The organism is Salinivibrio sp. HTSP (genome assembly GCF_003390965.1).
GTDB lineage: Bacteria > Pseudomonadota > Gammaproteobacteria > Enterobacterales > Vibrionaceae > Salinivibrio > Salinivibrio kushneri.
Genome location: NZ_PXUD01000026.1, coordinates 23,813 through 40,184 on the forward strand (window position 1 = coordinate 23,813; position 16,372 = coordinate 40,184).

Annotated in this window: 12 protein-coding genes; 6 read left to right on the plus strand and 6 right to left on the minus strand. The window is 50.1% G+C overall.

Annotation, left to right across the window (positions count from 1 at the left end; translation table 11 throughout):
• Window positions 1–260: 260 nt before the first annotated feature.
• The 3 genes from cysB (at window position 261) to C7A19_RS05365 (ending at window position 3,376) form a co-directional block, all read left to right on the plus strand.
• Window positions 261–1,238, plus strand: a complete 978-nt coding sequence (gene cysB / locus C7A19_RS05355) for an HTH-type transcriptional regulator CysB (RefSeq protein WP_116644392.1) — start codon at window positions 261–263, stop codon at window positions 1,236–1,238.
• A gap of 73 nt (window positions 1,239–1,311) precedes the next feature.
• Window positions 1,312–2,538, plus strand: coding sequence for a methyltransferase (locus C7A19_RS05360; RefSeq protein WP_116644393.1), 1,227 nt, complete (start codon window positions 1,312–1,314; stop codon window positions 2,536–2,538).
• A gap of 112 nt (window positions 2,539–2,650) precedes the next feature.
• Window positions 2,651–3,376: a sulfite exporter TauE/SafE family protein gene (locus C7A19_RS05365; protein WP_100297945.1), complete on the plus strand. Its 726-nt coding sequence runs from the start codon at window positions 2,651–2,653 to the stop codon at window positions 3,374–3,376.
• Between the two features lie 68 nt (window positions 3,377–3,444).
• Here the strand turns inward: C7A19_RS05365 and tyrP are convergent, their stop codons facing one another.
• Complete coding sequence (tyrP, locus tag C7A19_RS05370) at window positions 3,445–4,617, minus strand: tyrosine transporter TyrP (RefSeq protein WP_069361457.1); 1,173 nt, start codon at window positions 4,615–4,617, stop codon at window positions 3,445–3,447.
• A 226-nt stretch (window positions 4,618–4,843) separates the two neighbouring features.
• Here tyrP and C7A19_RS05375 point away from each other — a divergent pair, with 226 nt between their 5' ends.
• Window positions 4,844–6,097, plus strand: coding sequence for a CinA family nicotinamide mononucleotide deamidase-related protein (locus C7A19_RS05375; RefSeq protein ID WP_235614265.1), 1,254 nt, complete (start codon window positions 4,844–4,846; stop codon window positions 6,095–6,097).
• A gap of 36 nt (window positions 6,098–6,133) precedes the next feature.
• Here the strand turns inward: C7A19_RS05375 and yfaE are convergent, their stop codons facing one another.
• The 5 genes from yfaE to ubiG all read right to left on the minus strand — a co-directional run bounded on the left by yfaE (window position 6,134) and on the right by ubiG (window position 11,683).
• On the minus strand, window positions 6,134–6,424 hold the full coding sequence (gene yfaE / locus C7A19_RS05380; protein ID WP_069361458.1) for a class I ribonucleotide reductase maintenance protein YfaE: 291 nt from the start codon (window positions 6,422–6,424) through the stop codon (window positions 6,134–6,136).
• A complete protein-coding gene (gene nrdB, locus C7A19_RS05385; RefSeq protein WP_116644394.1) occupies window positions 6,421–7,554 on the minus strand; it encodes a class Ia ribonucleoside-diphosphate reductase subunit beta in 1,134 nt (377 codons plus the stop codon). The genes yfaE and nrdB overlap by 4 nt, the downstream gene beginning before the upstream one ends.
• A 52-nt stretch (window positions 7,555–7,606) precedes the next feature.
• Entirely contained in the window at window positions 7,607–9,895 is a 2,289-nt protein-coding gene (gene nrdA / locus C7A19_RS05390; RefSeq protein ID WP_116644395.1) for a class 1a ribonucleoside-diphosphate reductase subunit alpha, read from the minus strand.
• 396 nt (window positions 9,896–10,291) lie between these two features.
• Entirely contained in the window at window positions 10,292–10,948 is a 657-nt protein-coding gene (gph, locus tag C7A19_RS05395) for a phosphoglycolate phosphatase (RefSeq protein WP_116644396.1), read from the minus strand.
• 24 nt (window positions 10,949–10,972) lie between these two features.
• A complete protein-coding gene (gene ubiG / locus C7A19_RS05400; RefSeq protein WP_077650565.1) occupies window positions 10,973–11,683 on the minus strand; it encodes a bifunctional 2-polyprenyl-6-hydroxyphenol methylase/3-demethylubiquinol 3-O-methyltransferase UbiG in 711 nt (236 codons plus the stop codon).
• Window positions 11,684–12,309: 626 nt separating this feature from the next.
• Here ubiG and gyrA point away from each other — a divergent pair.
• Both gyrA and serC read left to right on the plus strand, forming a co-directional pair.
• Window positions 12,310–14,985, plus strand: coding sequence for a DNA topoisomerase (ATP-hydrolyzing) subunit A (gene gyrA / locus C7A19_RS05405; protein WP_116644397.1), 2,676 nt, complete (start codon window positions 12,310–12,312; stop codon window positions 14,983–14,985).
• Between the two features lie 215 nt (window positions 14,986–15,200).
• Entirely contained in the window at window positions 15,201–16,283 is a 1,083-nt protein-coding gene (serC, locus tag C7A19_RS05410; RefSeq protein WP_116644398.1) for a 3-phosphoserine/phosphohydroxythreonine transaminase, read from the plus strand.
• The last annotated feature ends 89 nt before the right edge of the window (window positions 16,284–16,372 follow it).

Genomic DNA, 16,372 nt, shown 5'->3' on the forward strand with positions numbered 1-16,372 from the left:
TCTAACTCTGCACATGACATCCGATTCGCATGCGCTGCTAATAGTGTGGTCCATAATCGTGCACTTGGCGATAAACGTATCGGAATAATCAAATTTTAGCGGTCGAGTCATATCACGTTTGTTCACCAAGTTGCTTAGTGAATGTGCAATCGCTAACGTTTATATAACCAAAGCCTATTAAATAGTCTAATTTGGGTATATAAATAATCTATCACAACCCAATGCTGTCACTTAACCCATGAGGCTCGCGCGTCTGCACTATGAAACTACAACAGCTTAGATATATCGTTGAGGTCGTCAACCACAACCTAAATGTGTCTGCGACCGCAGAGAGTTTGTATACCTCTCAGCCTGGGATCAGTAAACAAGTTCGATTACTAGAAGACGAACTCGGCGTGCAAATATTTGAGCGCAGTGGCAAACACCTGACCCAAGTTACCCCTGCTGGTGAAGCCATTGTGGAAATCTCTCAAAGCATCTTGTCTCGGGTTGAAAGCATTAAAGCGGTGGCGAGTGAACATACGCACCCAGAAATGGGAAACCTCAATATTTCCACCACCCACACACAAGCCCGTTATGCACTACCGGATGTGATTCAAGCCTTTACCAAGCGGTATCCGAAAGTCTCTTTGCATATGCATCAGGGGACGCCAACGCAGATCTCCAGCTCGGTCGCCAAAGGCACATCAGACTTTGCTATCGCGACCGAAGCTTTCCACCTCTATGAAGACTTGGTCATGCTGCCGTGTTACCACTGGAATCGTTCGATTATCGTCACGCCTGATCACCCGCTGGCACAGAAAAAAGACAATATTACCATCGAGGACTTAGCGGCCTATTCGCTCGTGACTTATGTCTTTGGTTTTACCGGGCGCTCAGAGTTGGATGAGGCGTTCCACCGCGCTAATCTCACCCCCAAGATTGTATTTACCGCTACAGACGCGGACGTGATCAAAGCCTATGTGAAGTTGGGGCTAGGGGTGGGGGTTATTGCCAGTATGGCGATGGATAGCCAAGCTGATTCAGATCTCGTCGCCATTGACGCCAGCCATATTTTTGGTGCCAGCACGACCAAAATTGGGTTTCGTAAAGGCACCTTCCTTCGCAGCTATATGTATGACTTTATTGAACGCTTTGCCCCACACCTGACGCGCAATGTGATAGATCAAGCGGTGGCTCTACGTTCAAACGAAGAAATTGATGGCATGTTTAAGGACATTCCGCTGCCAATTCGTTAAACTGCACGAGTATGACAAGGCTGCGTCAAGCAGCCTTTTTTGATCACGCTTTATTCAAGTCTTGATAGCCGCCATGTCTTCCGTCTCTTTTCAGCAACAGTTCAAGCAATTAACCCAACTTCTTACCCAGTTCCAATGGCTATGGCAACCAATGCCAATGGCACATAGACGTTTACCATGGCAGGAAGAAGACGCATTATGCGCTTGGCTGGCAAGCTTGGACTATTCCCAGGTTACAGCGCTAAAGGCCGCACCTGACGCCGTGATTACCCAGCTGTCGAGTTGGTGGCCTGCGTTGGCGTCATTGACCGAACTCACCGCTGTGCCTCAGGCAAGTACGACCAAGCTGGGGGTGGATCCGCGGTTGGCGGTAGGGGTCCCGGGAAGAAAGTGGGCGCAAATCGAGGCATACATCGGTGCAGTTCCCACTCACGGGGAGACGGTACGTTACCTTGAGTGGTGTGCCGGAAAAGGGTATCTCGGGCGTGCCATGTCATCGGTGACCGCTAAGCCGGTTGAGAGTATTGAATGGCAAAAGGCGCTTTGCGATCAAGGACAAGCGTTTGCGCTGCGCAACGCCCTCGCGATGCGATTTTATCCCTTAGATGCCATGGGCGCGGAGGCTGCCGCTGTGATGGCCGGTTGTGACCACGGGTTAGCGCTACATGCCTGCGGCGACTTGCATGTACAACTCCTGCAAAAAGCGGTGACGTGTGGCATGTCGCGCCTATCCGTCTCGCCGTGTTGCTATCACCTTATTCGTGAGGAGACTTATCAGCCGCTCTCGGATGTCGCGCAGGGAACGGGAATACGGTTGAAAAAAGCCGACCTTAAACTTGCCGTCCAAGAATCGGTGACCGGCGGACAGCGCGTCCGTCGCCAACGGGAACAGGAAGTTATTTATCGCTTAGGTTTTGATGAATGGCAGCGGGACTGGCAAAACCAAGATCAATACTTGCCATTACCGGCACTGAAAAAATCACAACTTCACCAAGGGTTTGCTGCATTTTGTCGCCGGGGGGCGGCACAAAAAGGGCTTACGTTCCCCGCTAACTTCGATGCGGATGGCTATTTGCGCCGTGGAGAAGCCCGTTTTGCCATCCTCGAACAAATCAACGTCGTTAAGAGTGCTTTTCGCCGAGCAATGGAAATATGGCTGGTGTTGGATAGGGTGTTATACCTTGAGCAACATGGGTACTCGGTGAGTCTGATACAGTTTTGTGAGCGTGAATTGACGCCACGCAACCTGTTGATTCATGCCGAAAAGAACAATGTGCCCAGCAGGCCAGCACACCTTTGACGTGTTACGCCTGGTGGACAAGTGTCGATCAGGCGATTACCCGTAAAAGCTCGCTCAAGACTGGGTAAATCGTTACACTCGGGTTACCTATCTTTACCTGAAGTTACTTTTTATGCCTGATATCGGCGTCTCCATGGCGGTGGCCATGATCTTGGGGCTTGGCTGTTTTGTGCAAAGCTTGGTTGGGTTTGGCATGGCGATTGTGGCCGCGCCACTGTTGCTGATGATTGATCCCAAACTCGTCCCGACCACCATTTCTATGGTAGGGCTGACATTGGCGAGTATTAATGCTTGGCAATATCGGCATCAACTCTCATTTCGTGATCTTAGTTGGGCTTACTTAGGCCGTGTGCCGGGGACTGCTGTCGCTGGGGGCGTGATGTTAGTCGTCACAACACAAATGCTGGAAATTATCATAGGGGCAGCCGTCTTAATCGCAGTATTGGCCAGTGTGATGCGCTTTGACATTGCCCCTAATCGACGAAACTTTTTTGTCGCCGGTTTTACCTCTGGAGTGATGGGCACCACCACCAGTATTGGTGGCCCGCCAATGGCTCTTGTATTGCAACATGCGGATGTCAATAAGATGCGCGCATGCTTGGCGGGGTACTTTGCGATTAGCTGCATCTTGTCTTTGATCGCCTTAAGCGCCACGGACTTTCTGACATGGTGGCACTTAAAGCAAGCGGCATTTGCGGTGCCTGCCGTACTGGTGGCGACATGGCTTGCTTATCGCGTCGCACCAAAGGTGAAACCGCAGCTCGTCCGTCGGGCAATGTTGCTACTCTGTACCTTAGCTGGAGTCAGTACGCTGGTACGCGGCTTGATGGGTGGCTAGAAAAAATAAAAAAATGACGCCCAGTCAGTGGGGCGTCATTGAATCATTGGATGGTTAGCGAGCGATGATCAGCCAATAAACTGTGCCACTACAACGCTTATGCCTCCCACCATTGCCAAGCTAAGGCCAAGGTTCCCACCAATCACCTGATAATGCTCATCTGTTGAGACGGTTTGACGTGCTTTACGCACCATCAGCACAGGTAACACCACCGCAAGAATCACCAGAGCGATCGCCGCGTAACCTAACGCTGTGATAAATCCCTGAGGGTAGAAAAGTGCGAATACCAAAGGCGGTAAGTAGGTTATAGCGGCGGTTTGCAAGCGGCCACGTATGCTATCTTGGCGGTTAAAACTGTCCGAGATAAAGTCAAACAAGCCTAAACTGACACCAAGAAATGACGTCGCTAAGGCTAAATCAGCAAACAGCGAAATGCTGGAGGCGATATAATCTTGCTGCACCACCGATTGGATGATGGCAACAAACTGAGACAGCTCGCCGTTTTGAACTAAGGTAGATTGTGCAACGGTGCCTAAGCTCGCGACTTGCCAAAAAATATAGAGGGCAAGTGGCAAGGTGGAGCCGACGATCATCACTTTGCGTAGGGAAGGGAGATCTATCCCGACATAACGCACAATCGAGGGGATACTGCCGTGGAAGCCAAAAGAGGTGAAAATAACGGGCAATGCAGCGACCAAGAGCCCTTTTTCGACTGGCATCTCTACTAAGTTAATGCTGGATACGTGTGGAGTGAGTAAGGTTAACGCTAAAATCAGGAATAAGACTTTAACGGTAAATAAACCACGGTTGATTAAATCCACTTTACTCGTCCCTAGCGTCACCACTAAGCCAAACACGAGGGTGAACAATACCGCACCGGCAGCTGGCGGTAGCTCGATCGCTGACCACTGTGCCAGCTTCTCATTTAGCTGGCTCCCCCCGCCCGCAATGTAGGCGGCGCATAGGGAATAGAACAAGAACAACATGGCGAATGAGGCAAGCCACTTCCCCTTATCCCCTAAAAACTGTTTGGCCAGACTGTGTAGTGTGGCATCCGCGTCAGCGTACTGATGGACTTCTAGCATTAATAGCGCGGTATAGGTCATCAACGCCCACATCGCCCCCATTAATGCCATCGACGCTCCAAATCCAATACCGGCAGAGGCAAGCGGTAGAGCAAGCATACCTGCGCCAATCGTGGTCCCTGCGATAATCAGCGAACTTCCTAGTACTTTATTCATATTATGTTTAACCAGTGTTAATAAAAAGTTAATTGTTGTGTTCGCACAAAAGATAACGTGAATTTATGCGCATTGTGCACTGTCTATGCAGATAAAAAAACGGATGCGTGTAATGCTAAAGGTACGACTCAGTAAAGTAAAGTGTACGGTTGGGCTGGGGTAGTGAATCGAGCGGTCTAATGTCATAATCAAAGACGAATCACGGTGACCAATAAGGAGCGGCAGGGTGGAAAACCAACAACATCAAGCACCAATGCCACAAATCGCGATGCTTTCTACCGGAGAGGAAGTGTTGCTGGGAGATATCGCGGATACCAATGCAGCATGGCTATCAAGGACTTTATTTGAGAACGGGCTAACGATGTCTCGCCGTGTGACCATTGGGGATGACCTTGATGATATGGCGATTGAATTAGTTCGGTTATCGCAGACAGAGCAAGTGGTTATTGTGAACGGCGGGCTTGGGCCCACTACGGACGATCTCACCACGGCGGCGATGGCATCGGCGATGGGGGTGGAGCTGACACTGAACGAAGCGTGGCTCGATGAGCTGAAACAGCGGTTTGAGCGACACGGCCGGCCGATGGCACAAAGCAACCTTAAGCAAGCGATGTTACCTGACGGCGCGCGCTTAATTGAGAACCCGAAAGGAACAGCGTGTGGTTTTCACTGTGAACTCAATGGGTGTCATTTTTATTTTACGCCTGGAGTGCCCTCTGAGTTTTTCGACATGGTTGAGCGCCAAATCCTTCCTGAGTTGTTACATGTTTACGCAGCAAAAGCGCGATCTTGTTACCGTTTGTTTACATTTGGCTTGTCAGAGTCCGGGATCAGTGACGTGATGGCATCATTAGTGCTTCCTGACGATGTGTCATTGGGCTATCGCTCGAGTTTGCCTTTTATTGAGGTGAAACTGTTTATTGATGCAGACCATGATGAAAAAGACACCCTCCTTGAGGCATTGCAACAGCGGCTTGCTGATTACGTGGTGTCATACAATGAGCCAATGGTGTCAGCATTAGCGTTTGACGTTAAACGTCACGGTATGGCGTTGAAAGTCGCCGAGCAATTTACCGGTGGCTGGCTATCAAGCTTACTCAATGGCCAAGCGGCTTACTTGGTTGAACAAGGCTGGGTAATGTCGAACGCGCATGTGCCGGAGCAAGCGGTGGCTAATCCTTTGGCGGCATCACTGGCGATGGCCAGTGCGACGATCAGCCCCGACCAAAAGCAAATTGGCCTTGCCTGTGGCCCGGAACTGCACGGACAAATTTGTGTGGCTATCTCCACACCAGAGGGCGAGTGGGGGCAGCGATTAAGCTTTAAACGGCAACTGTCTCACGACGATGCGCGCTGTTACATCTCTACGGTGTTATTAGATATGTTAAGGCGCTACTTAAGTGGGTATACGGTGATTGCCGATTATGCTTCACTGACACGACATGACGATATTTACATTGATGCAGACAGCATAGAATAGAAGGTCGGCAAGAGAACGGAAGGCGAGGCGATTGTATTACGCCTCGTTCACTTGTTTTTTGATGTCAGCGGGTTGGTAGTCGAACGCGATGGACACATCCGTCTGCGGCGCACTTTGACAAGCGAGGATTTCGCCTGGCATCACAAACGCCATACTTTCTCCCTGCGTGACAGACCCTTGATTAAGCTTACAGCGGCAGGCGCCACACATGCCATTTCGGCATTGATATTCAGGCTGAATACCGGCGTCTTCTAACTGCTCCAGCAAGTTTTGGTGGGTGTTGCCACCCACCATTATGCCGTTCACTTCGATGGTGATACGGGTCATAGCTCGAAGTCGCCAAAGTCTTCGACGCTGACTTCGTTATTGATCTGACCGACCAGATACGAGCTAATTTCGGCTTCCTGTGGTGCCACTTGAACATTGTCCGAGGACAGCCAAGCGTTAATCCAAGGAATCGGGTTTTGTGTCGCATTGTCATAGGCAGGCGCTAAGCCCACCGCAGACATACGCAGATTGGTAATGTACTCGACGTACTGACACAGGATATCTTTGTTCAGACCGATCATCGAGCCATCACGGAACAGATACTCGGCCCAATCTTTTTCTTGTTCAGCGGCTTTCTTGAACAAGTCAAAGCACTCTTGCTCGCATTCTTTAGCAATCTCAGCCATCTCAGGATCGTCTTGACCACTACGTAGAATGTTGAGCATGTGCTGCGTCCCGGTCAGATGCAGGGCCTCGTCACGGGCAATAAACTTGATGATCTTAGCATTCCCTTCCATCAGTTCGCGCTCGGCAAAGGCAAAGGAGCATGCAAAACTGACATAGAAGCGAATGGCTTCAAGCGCATTGACCGACATCAGGCACAAATACAGCTGGCGCTTCAGCGCGCGCAGGCTGACGGTGACTGTCTGACCATTGATCGAATGCGTCCCTTCGCCAAGTTGGTGATAATAGTTACTCAGCTGAATAAGGTCATCATAATACTGGGCAATGTCTTCTGCGCGCTTTTGAATGTGCTCGTTCATCACGATGTCATCAAACACAATCGCCGGATCAGCCACAATATTACGAATAATGTGGGTGTAAGAGCGAGAATGAATGGTTTCAGAGAAGCTCCAGGTTTCAATCCAGGTTTCTAGCTCTGGAATAGAAACCAGTGGGAGTAGCGCGACGTTAGGGCTGCGACCTTGGATAGAGTCCAGCAAGGTTTGATACTTCAAGTTACTGATGAAAATATGCTTTTCATGTTCAGGTAGCTTGTTGTAATCAATACGATCGCTCGATACGTCCACTTCTTCTGGGCGCCAAAAGAACGACAACTGCTTTTCGATCAGTTTTTCAAAAATTTCATATTTTTGCTGATCGTAGCGGGCAACATTAACGGACTGGCCCAAGAACATGGGTTCTTTGAGCGGGTCATTGTTGATTTTAGAAAACGTACTGTAAGCCATGAATCTTATAAACCTCTAGAAAAGGGCCCAGGGGCCCTTTGCATGTCGTGTGTTAGATCTTACATGCACCGCCGGCACAATCATCTTCAGCCGCCTGCGCCGCGGTTGATTCCGACTGACCATCGCTCGCGCCATCACGGGTATTGTGATAGTACAGGGTTTTCACCCCCAGTTTGTACGCGGTGAGCAAATCTTTAAGCAGCTGGTTCATAGGAACTTTACCGCTTGCATGTCGGCTCGGATCATAATTGGTGTTGGCAGAAATCGCTTGGTCAACGAATTTTTGCATGATACCGACTAGCTGTAAGTAACCTTCATTGCTGCCAATGTTCCAGAGCAGTTCGTAATTATCTTTATACTTATGATACTCAGGTACCACTTGTTTGAGAATGCCATCTTTGGAGGCTTTCACTGAGACAAAACCACGTGGTGGCTCAATGCCATTGGTGGCATTTGAAATTTGTGACGACGTTTCTGACGGCATCAAAGCGGTCAGTGTTGAGTTACGTAAACCATGGGTTTTGATATCCTTGCGCAAGGTTTCCCAATCCAGATGTAATGGCTCATCACAAATCGCATCCAGGTCTTTCTTGTAGGTATCGATAGGGAGGATACCTTGTGAATAAGTGGTTTCGTTAAACGCAGGACACGCGCCTTTTTCTTTCGCCAGCTCCACGGACGCACGCAATAAGTGATATTGAATCGCTTCGAAAGTGCGGTGGGTGAGGCCATTCGCACTGCCATCCGAATAACGTACACCGTGCTTAGCGAGGTGATAGGCAAAGTTAATCACACCCACACCCAGGGTACGACGGTTCATGGTCGCTTTGCGCGCGGCAGGTAACGGATAATCTTGATAATCCAATAACGCGTCAAGGGCACGAATGGTTAAGTCGGCCAACTCACCCAGCTCGTCGAGTGATTCAAGCGCACCCAGGTTAAAGGCGGACAGCGTACACAGTGCAATCTCACCGTTCTCATCTTCAACATTGTTCAGTGGCTTGGTCGGTAGCGCGATTTCTAAGCACAGGTTCGACTGGCGAATTGGGGCCACCGATGCATCAAACGGACTATGGGTATTACAATGGTCAACGTTTTGAACATAGATACGGCCGGTTGAGGCGCGCTCTTGCATCATCAGTGAGAACAGGTCGACCGCTTTTACCGTCTCGCGTTGGATAGTGTCGTCCGCTTCATACTGGGTATACAGACGTTCGAATTCATCCTGATCTTCGAAAAAGGCGTCGTACAAGCCAGGCACATCTGACGGAGAGAACAAGGAAATGTTGCCACCTTTAAGCAGGCGGGTATACATCAACTTGTTGATTTGCACCCCGTAATCCATGTGGCGCACACGGTTTTCTTCCACACCACGGTTGTTTTTCAATACCAGCAGTGATTCCACTTCGCGGTGCCAAATTGGATAAAATAAGGTCGCTGCGCCACCACGAACACCGCCTTGCGAGCAGCATTTCACCGCGGTTTGGAAATACTTATAGAACGGAATACAACCAGTATGGAAGGCTTCACCGCCACGGATTGGGCTACCCAACGCGCGAATACGGCCTGCGTTAATACCAATACCTGCGCGTTGCGATACATAGCGAACAATCGCGCTGGATGTGGCATTGATAGAATCTAAGCTGTCGTCACACTCAATCAGCACACAAGAGCTAAATTGACGTGTAGGCGTACGTACCCCAGACATAATCGGTGTTGGCAGTGAGATCTTAAACTGCGAGGCAGCATCATAAAAACGACGAATGTAGTCCAAACGTGTTTCTTTCGGGTATGACGCAAACAAGCAGGCAGCGACCATCATGTACAAAAACTGTGCGCTTTCGTAAATCTCACCGGTCACTCGGTTTTGCACTAGGTATTTCCCTTCCAGCTGCTTCACCGCGGCGTATGAGAAGTTCATATCGCGCCAGTGATCGAGGTAACTGTCTAGGGTATCAAGCTCTTCTTCGCTGTAGTCTTCCAAGATATGCTGATCATACTTGCCTTTCTCGACCATGTTTTTGACATGATCAACCAGCTTAGGGGGCTCGAACTGGCCATAGGCTTTTTTACGTAGGTGGAAGACAGCCAAGCGAGCTGCAAGATATTGATAATCCGGGCTCTCTTCGGAAATCAGATCGGCGGCAGCTTTGATGATTGTCTCGTGAATATCTTCCGTGCGCATGCCATCGTAAAACTGGATGTGAGAGCGCATCTCAACCAGAGAAACAGAAACGTTTGAGAGGCCTTCGGCAGCCCAAGTCACTACGCGATGGATTTTATCGAGGTTTAAGTTTTCTTTGCGTCCATCACGCTTTAATACGGTAATTTCTTGGTTCATTTGTATGCTTTCCCAATATTCCCTTGCCAAACTGCTCTTTTTCGCAAGTTTTTATAAAATGCTGATGATTTTTTGGTCGGCCTCTGTGCGGACATCTCGTCGCTAATACACTATATATAGGGGGCGATGTCCGGGTCGATTACAAGATAGTGATATAACCCGATTTTTGCAAGCCAGTCTTTGATGGGGTGGGTGTGGATATCTTGGGGATGTTATATCTAAAGTTAGTAATCACCAACCTAGTGACGCAAGTCCGACAAGATTAGTGAAAATTTCAATCACTGAAAGGCAAAATTTGGCAATAAAAAAAATTTATTTTGGTTGATCTTGGCGATGATCAGTGATCGTTTTTAACTGATTGAAAAGACAGCAAACCCCACAAAATGTGGGGTGTGACTAGGATCCAAGAATGGCGCTAAGCTGATCCGGCCTGGCGAAAATATGATCTGCTTTCCAATTATGAACTAAGGCTTGATCGCCGGTGTAACCCCATCCTGCGACTGCTGCCCCCATATTTGCCGCGCGCGCCGCTAATATATCGTTTTCAATGTCTCCGACATACAGCCCTTGTTGTGGCACACAATTAAGGCTTTTTGCTGCTTCGAGCAAAGGCATAGGGTGTGGTTTGGCGTGGGCATAGGTATCGGCGCCAACGATGACCCTAGCCTCTTGCAGGCGAGGGAAAAAGGCGAGTAATTGATGCGTAAGCGCTTCGGGCTTATTGGTCACAATGCCCCAGGGGATGCGCAACTGATCCAGTTTGTCGAGCAGGGTGTCTATGCCAGCGTAAAGCTGGGTGCCATGGCATATCGCATCACCATAGTGATCAAGAAAACGCGCACGGAGGGCGACAGGGTCTTGATATTGTGCTTGTTCGCCAAATCCAGCGCTTAACAGACCGCGCGCGCCGAAACTTGTATGGGTATAAATTTGCTCGCGTGTTAACGGAGGCAAGTCAAACTCGGCGAGGACGCGGTTGGCGGCCTCACCCATGTCGGGGGCGGTGTCAAGCAATGTGCCATCTAAATCAAAGAGAATGGTCGATGGGGTCATGCTGGCAAGCTCCTTATCAGTCGGCTAGGGTGCGACGGTGTGAACCAGGTAATTCACATCGACATTGGCTTTGGAGAGTTTGTAGGTATCAAACACCGGGTTGTAGTGAAGCCCTGTCATGTCTTTGGCCGTTAGCGGGGTGTTATCAATCATGTTCATCAGCTCTGAGGGGCGAATAAACTTATGGTGCTCATGCGTGCCTTTTGGCACCAATTTAAGCACATGTTCTGCTCCTAGAATTGCGAACAGCCAAGATTTGGTATTGCGGTTCAGTGTCGAGAAAAAGACATGACCACCGGGTTTTACCATCTGTGCACAGGCGTGAATCACGGAGGCGGGTTCAGGCACGTGTTCGAGCATTTCCATACAGGTGACAACGTCGTATTGCTGCGCATAGCTGCTGGCATGCTCTTCAGCGGTCGATTGGATATACTGCACATCGACACCCGCTTCAAGGGCATGGAGGCGCGCGACCGTTAAGGGCTCTTTGCCCATATCCAAGCCAGTGACCTCGGCGCCTTCTTGCGCCATGCTCTCCGCTAAGATACCGCCGCCACATCCGACATCAAGTACGGTTTTGCCGAATAATCCGCCTGCTTTGTCCAAGACATAATCGAGGCGTAATGGGTTGATCTGATGCAAAGGTTTAAATTCACCTTCTCGATCCCACCAGCGCGAGGCCATATCCTCGAATTTTTGAATTTCCGCCGGATCGACATTGGGTACTTGGCTCATAACTGCAGCTTCCTTATCGGTTTTGCTGCATTATAACGAAATCCAACGCGATAAAAAGAAGCCGTGCTTCTTGCGGGGCAGTGGGTGATATGACGGGGGATAGACAGCCTGAGTCGGGGGCAAGGTGCACAATTAGACAAATAGCACGGCGGCCAGCCACCGCCGTGCAGAGAGCACGGCATTACGCCGCGGTTAAAATGGCGCTGATGGCGATTATGCCAGCCAAAAGGTACTTGCCTGCTATGAGACAGGCACCAATCGCGTTAACGATACGAGTGAGCATCATGCCTCCTCTATGTACCAGGTTGACCAACGTTAGGTCGGTCAGACACGTCACACCTAAGTATGGTTGATATTTCTCTGCCTGCTAAAAAAGTGATCGTGTGCTCAAGTTAAAGGGATCATTCCTTTTTCGCGCTCAGACACCTTGTGGGCTTTTCTAGTAAAAAAATCATAGTTAGCTTCGCAAGTGGTGGCTTTTTGTCCGTGTAGACGCGCTCAGAGCGTCTGCTAACGAGATCCGTGATACATCTTAGCCATATTCGCGTGTCTCCACAGAGGGTTTGTGTTATTCTCCGTGGTCACGTATTTGAATACGCAAACATTATTTGAGGGATGTTGGCTCCATGAGCGATCTTGCTAAAGAGATCACGCCAGTCAATATCGAAGAGGAGCTGAAAAGCTCGTATCTCGACTATGCAATGTCCGTCATTGTTGGCCGAGCTCTTCCTGACGTGCGTGATGGCCTAAAGCCAGTACACCGCCGCGTATTATTCGCGATGAACGTACTTGGCAACGACTGGAACAAGCCATATAAGAAATCGGCCCGTGTGGTCGGCGATGTAATCGGTAAATATCACCCCCATGGTGATAGTGCGGTATACGACACCATTGTGCGCATGGCGCAGTCGTTCTCACTGCGCTACATGTTGGTAGATGGCCAAGGTAACTTCGGCTCTATCGACGGTGATTCAGCCGCGGCAATGCGTTATACCGAAGTGCGTATGGCGAAAATTGCCCATGAGCTGCTTGCCGATCTCGACAAAGAAACCGTGGATTATGTGCCGAACTATGATGGTACTGAGCAAATCCCGGACGTATTGCCAACGCGTGTCCCCAACCTGCTGGTTAACGGCGGCTCCGGGATTGCGGTCGGGATGGCAACCAACATCCCACCTCACAACTTAACCGAAGTCGTTAACGGGTGTCTGGCGTATATCGATAATGAAGATATCACTATTGATGAGCTGATGGAGCACATTCCAGGCCCAGACTTCCCGACAGCGGCAATGATTAATGGTCGCAAAGGGATTGAAGACGCGTACAAAACCGGGCGTGGCAAAATCTACTTGCGTGCCAAGGCGGATATCGAAACTGACAAAAATGGTAAAGAGACCATTGTTGTCAATGAAATCCCCTATCAAGTCAACAAAGCGCGTTTGATTGAAAAGATTGCCGAGCTGGTTAAAGACAAGAAAATTGACGGCATTTCCGCGCTGCGTGATGAGTCCGATAAAGAGGGCATGCGGATTGTTATTGAGTGTCGGCGCGATGCGGTGGCTGAGGTCGTACTGAACAACCTCTACGCGCAAACCCAATTACAGACGTCATTCGGCATGAATATGGTGGCGCTGGATAACAACCAGCCAAAACTCTTTAACCTAAAAGGGATGCTTGAGTGCTTCGTTAACCACCGCCGTGAAGTGGTCACACGTCGCACGGTCTACGAATTACGCAAAGCGCATGACCGTGCCCATATCCTCGAAGGCTTGGCGGTTGCACTGGCCAACATTGACGAAGTGATTGAGCTTATTCGTCAAGCCCCCACGCCTGCGGTAGCCAAACAAGAGCTACAAGATCAAGGTTGGGGACTCGGTGGCGTGTCTGCCATGCTGGAAGCTGTGGGTGGCGAAAACGCCCGTCCAGAATGGCTGGCGCCAGAATTTGGTGCCCGTGATGATGGCTCGTACTATCTGACCGAGCAACAAGCACAAGCGATCCTTGATTTACGTCTGCACAAGCTGACTGGGCTTGAGCACGAAAAGATTTTAGACGAATACAAAGGCTTGCTGGAACAAATTGCGGAGCTGCTGCATATCTTGGCCAGTACCGAGCGCTTGATGGAAGTGATCCGTGAAGAGCTTGAAGCGGTGCGTGATGGTTTTGGCGACAAACGTCTGACCGAAATCACCGCGGCGAGTGCCGACATTGATATTGAAGATCTTATCAATGAAGAAGACGTGGTGGTGACCTGGTCACATGACGGTTATGTTAAGTATCAGGCTCTGAGCGATTATGACGCGCAGCGCCGTGGTGGTAAGGGGAAATCAGCGACGCGAATGAAGGATGAAGACTTCATTGAGCGACTGCTGGTTGCTAACACCCATGACACGATTCTGTGCTTCTCAACGCGCGGCCGTATGTACTGGCTGAAAGTGTATCAGCTGCCCCATGCATCGCGTAACGCGCGCGGTAAACCAATTGTGAATTTACTGCCGCTGGAAGACGATGAGCGTATTACCACGATTTTGCCAGTGCGTGAGTATGAAGAAGACAAATACGTCTTTATGGCCACAGCGCATGGCACGGTGAAGAAAACGCCACTGACTGACTTTAGCCGTCCACGTAGTGCCGGGATCATTGCCGTGAACTTGCGTGAGGGCGATAGCCTGATTGGTGCTCAGCTCACTGACGATAGCAGTGAAGTCATGCTGTTCTCGCAATTCGGTAAAGTGGTGCGTTTCCTGGCATCCAATGACACCGTTCGGGCGATGGGTCGTACTGCCGCGGGGGTACGAGGCATTCAATTGGCTGAAAACGATCAGGTCGTCTCTTTGATTGTGCCGCAAGAGAATGCGGAAATCTTGACCGTGACCGAGAACGGCTTTGGTAAGCGTACGGCGTTGGCAGAATACCCCACCAAGAGTCGTGCGACCAAAGGGGTGGTTTCGATCAAAGTGTCTGAGCGTAACGGCGATGTTGTCAGTGCCATCCAAGTCTGTGAAGGCGATGAGCTGATGATGATCACCAATGCGGGAACCTTAGTCCGTACTCGCGCAGAAGAGGTGAGCCAAGTAGGGCGTAACACCCAAGGTGTACGCTTGATTCGCGTCAGTGATGACGAGAAAGTGGTGGGCCTGCAGCGCATCGAGGAACCAGACGAAGAGGAGATGGAAGCGCTGGCTAATGAAGCCGGGACAACCACTCAGTCTGACGGTGGCAAAGCATCAGCGCCTATCAATGATGGCGAACGCGATGCTAACGATCAGTCGCCTGCGTCTGATGATGATCAAGACGCATAAGTCGTCGCTGAGATAACGTCTTAAGGGTGCAGTGAACTGCACCCTTTTTTATTGCCTATTAACAGGAGTGATGGCGGAAATTGTGTTCGGATCGGCGTTGGCGCTTTCAAATTGTTCGCGAAACGTGTTAAATCAATCACACGCCTTTTAAAACAGAGAAACCCTTGCGACGTTCGACGCCGCAAGTGACAAATAAGCAGGAGCCCCTCCCCAACATGGATAAGGTATATAATTTTTCCGCAGGCCCCGCGATGTTGCCACGCGAGGTGATGCTAAAAGCGCAAAAAGAATTGATGAACTGGCAAGACTTTGGTACCTCGGTGATGGAAGTGTCGCATCGCAGCCAAGCATTCTTGGCCCTTGCCCGTCAGTCAGAGCAAGATTTGCGTGAACTCCTAGTGATTCCTGACAACTACCATATTCTTTTTTGTCAGGGAGGCGCGCGAGCGCAGTTCGCCGCGGTGCCCATGAATCTGATGGGGAGCCACACCATCGCCGATTATGTCGATGGCGGCTACTGGGCCGAAAGTGCGGTCAAAGAAGCCAAACGCTATTGCACGCCCAATGTTATCAATGTTCGCCGCGATCGAGAGGGCAAGCGCGCTATCTCGCCGGCGAAAGACTGGCTACTGAGTGATGATGCGGCGTATGTCCATTTCTGCCCTAACGAAACCATTGATGGTATCGAAATCAATGATTTGCCTGAAACCCATAAACCCATTGTCGCGGACATGTCGTCAACCATCCTGTCACGTCCGATTGATGTGTCGAAATATGGGGTGATTTACGCTGGCGCGCAAAAGAACATTGGGCCTGCCGGGCTGACCTTGGTGATTGTGCGTGATGATTTACTCGGTTTGGCCAAAGACGTCTTGCCTAGTGTGCTTAATTATCAAGTGTTGGCCGAGAAAGACTCGATGTTTAACACGCCACCGACCTTTGCTTGGTATCTGGCCGCCGAAGTCTTTAAATGGCTGAAAAAACAAGGAGGGATCGAAGCGATTTACGCGCGCAATCAACAAAAAGCAGCCCTGCTTTACCAAGCGATTGATCAATCGAGCTTATATCGTAATGACATTCACCAAGACAATCGTTCCTTGATGAATGTGCCGTTTCAGTTGGCGAACAGCGACCTGGATGAGACTTTCCTTGCTGAAGCGACGGAACAGGGCTTACAGGCGCTGAAAGGCCACAGAGATGTGGGCGGCATGCGTGCCTCTATCTACAACGCCATGCCCCTTGAGGGCGTTCAAGCCTTGGTCGACTTTATGGCCAAGTTCGAGAAAAAATACGGCTAGTAAAGGGTCGTGACCGTCAAGCTAGACTGCTGCGTTAAGATGCCACAGGGTGACCTTCCCAAATCATTGGCGCTTGTGGCCATCTCTTG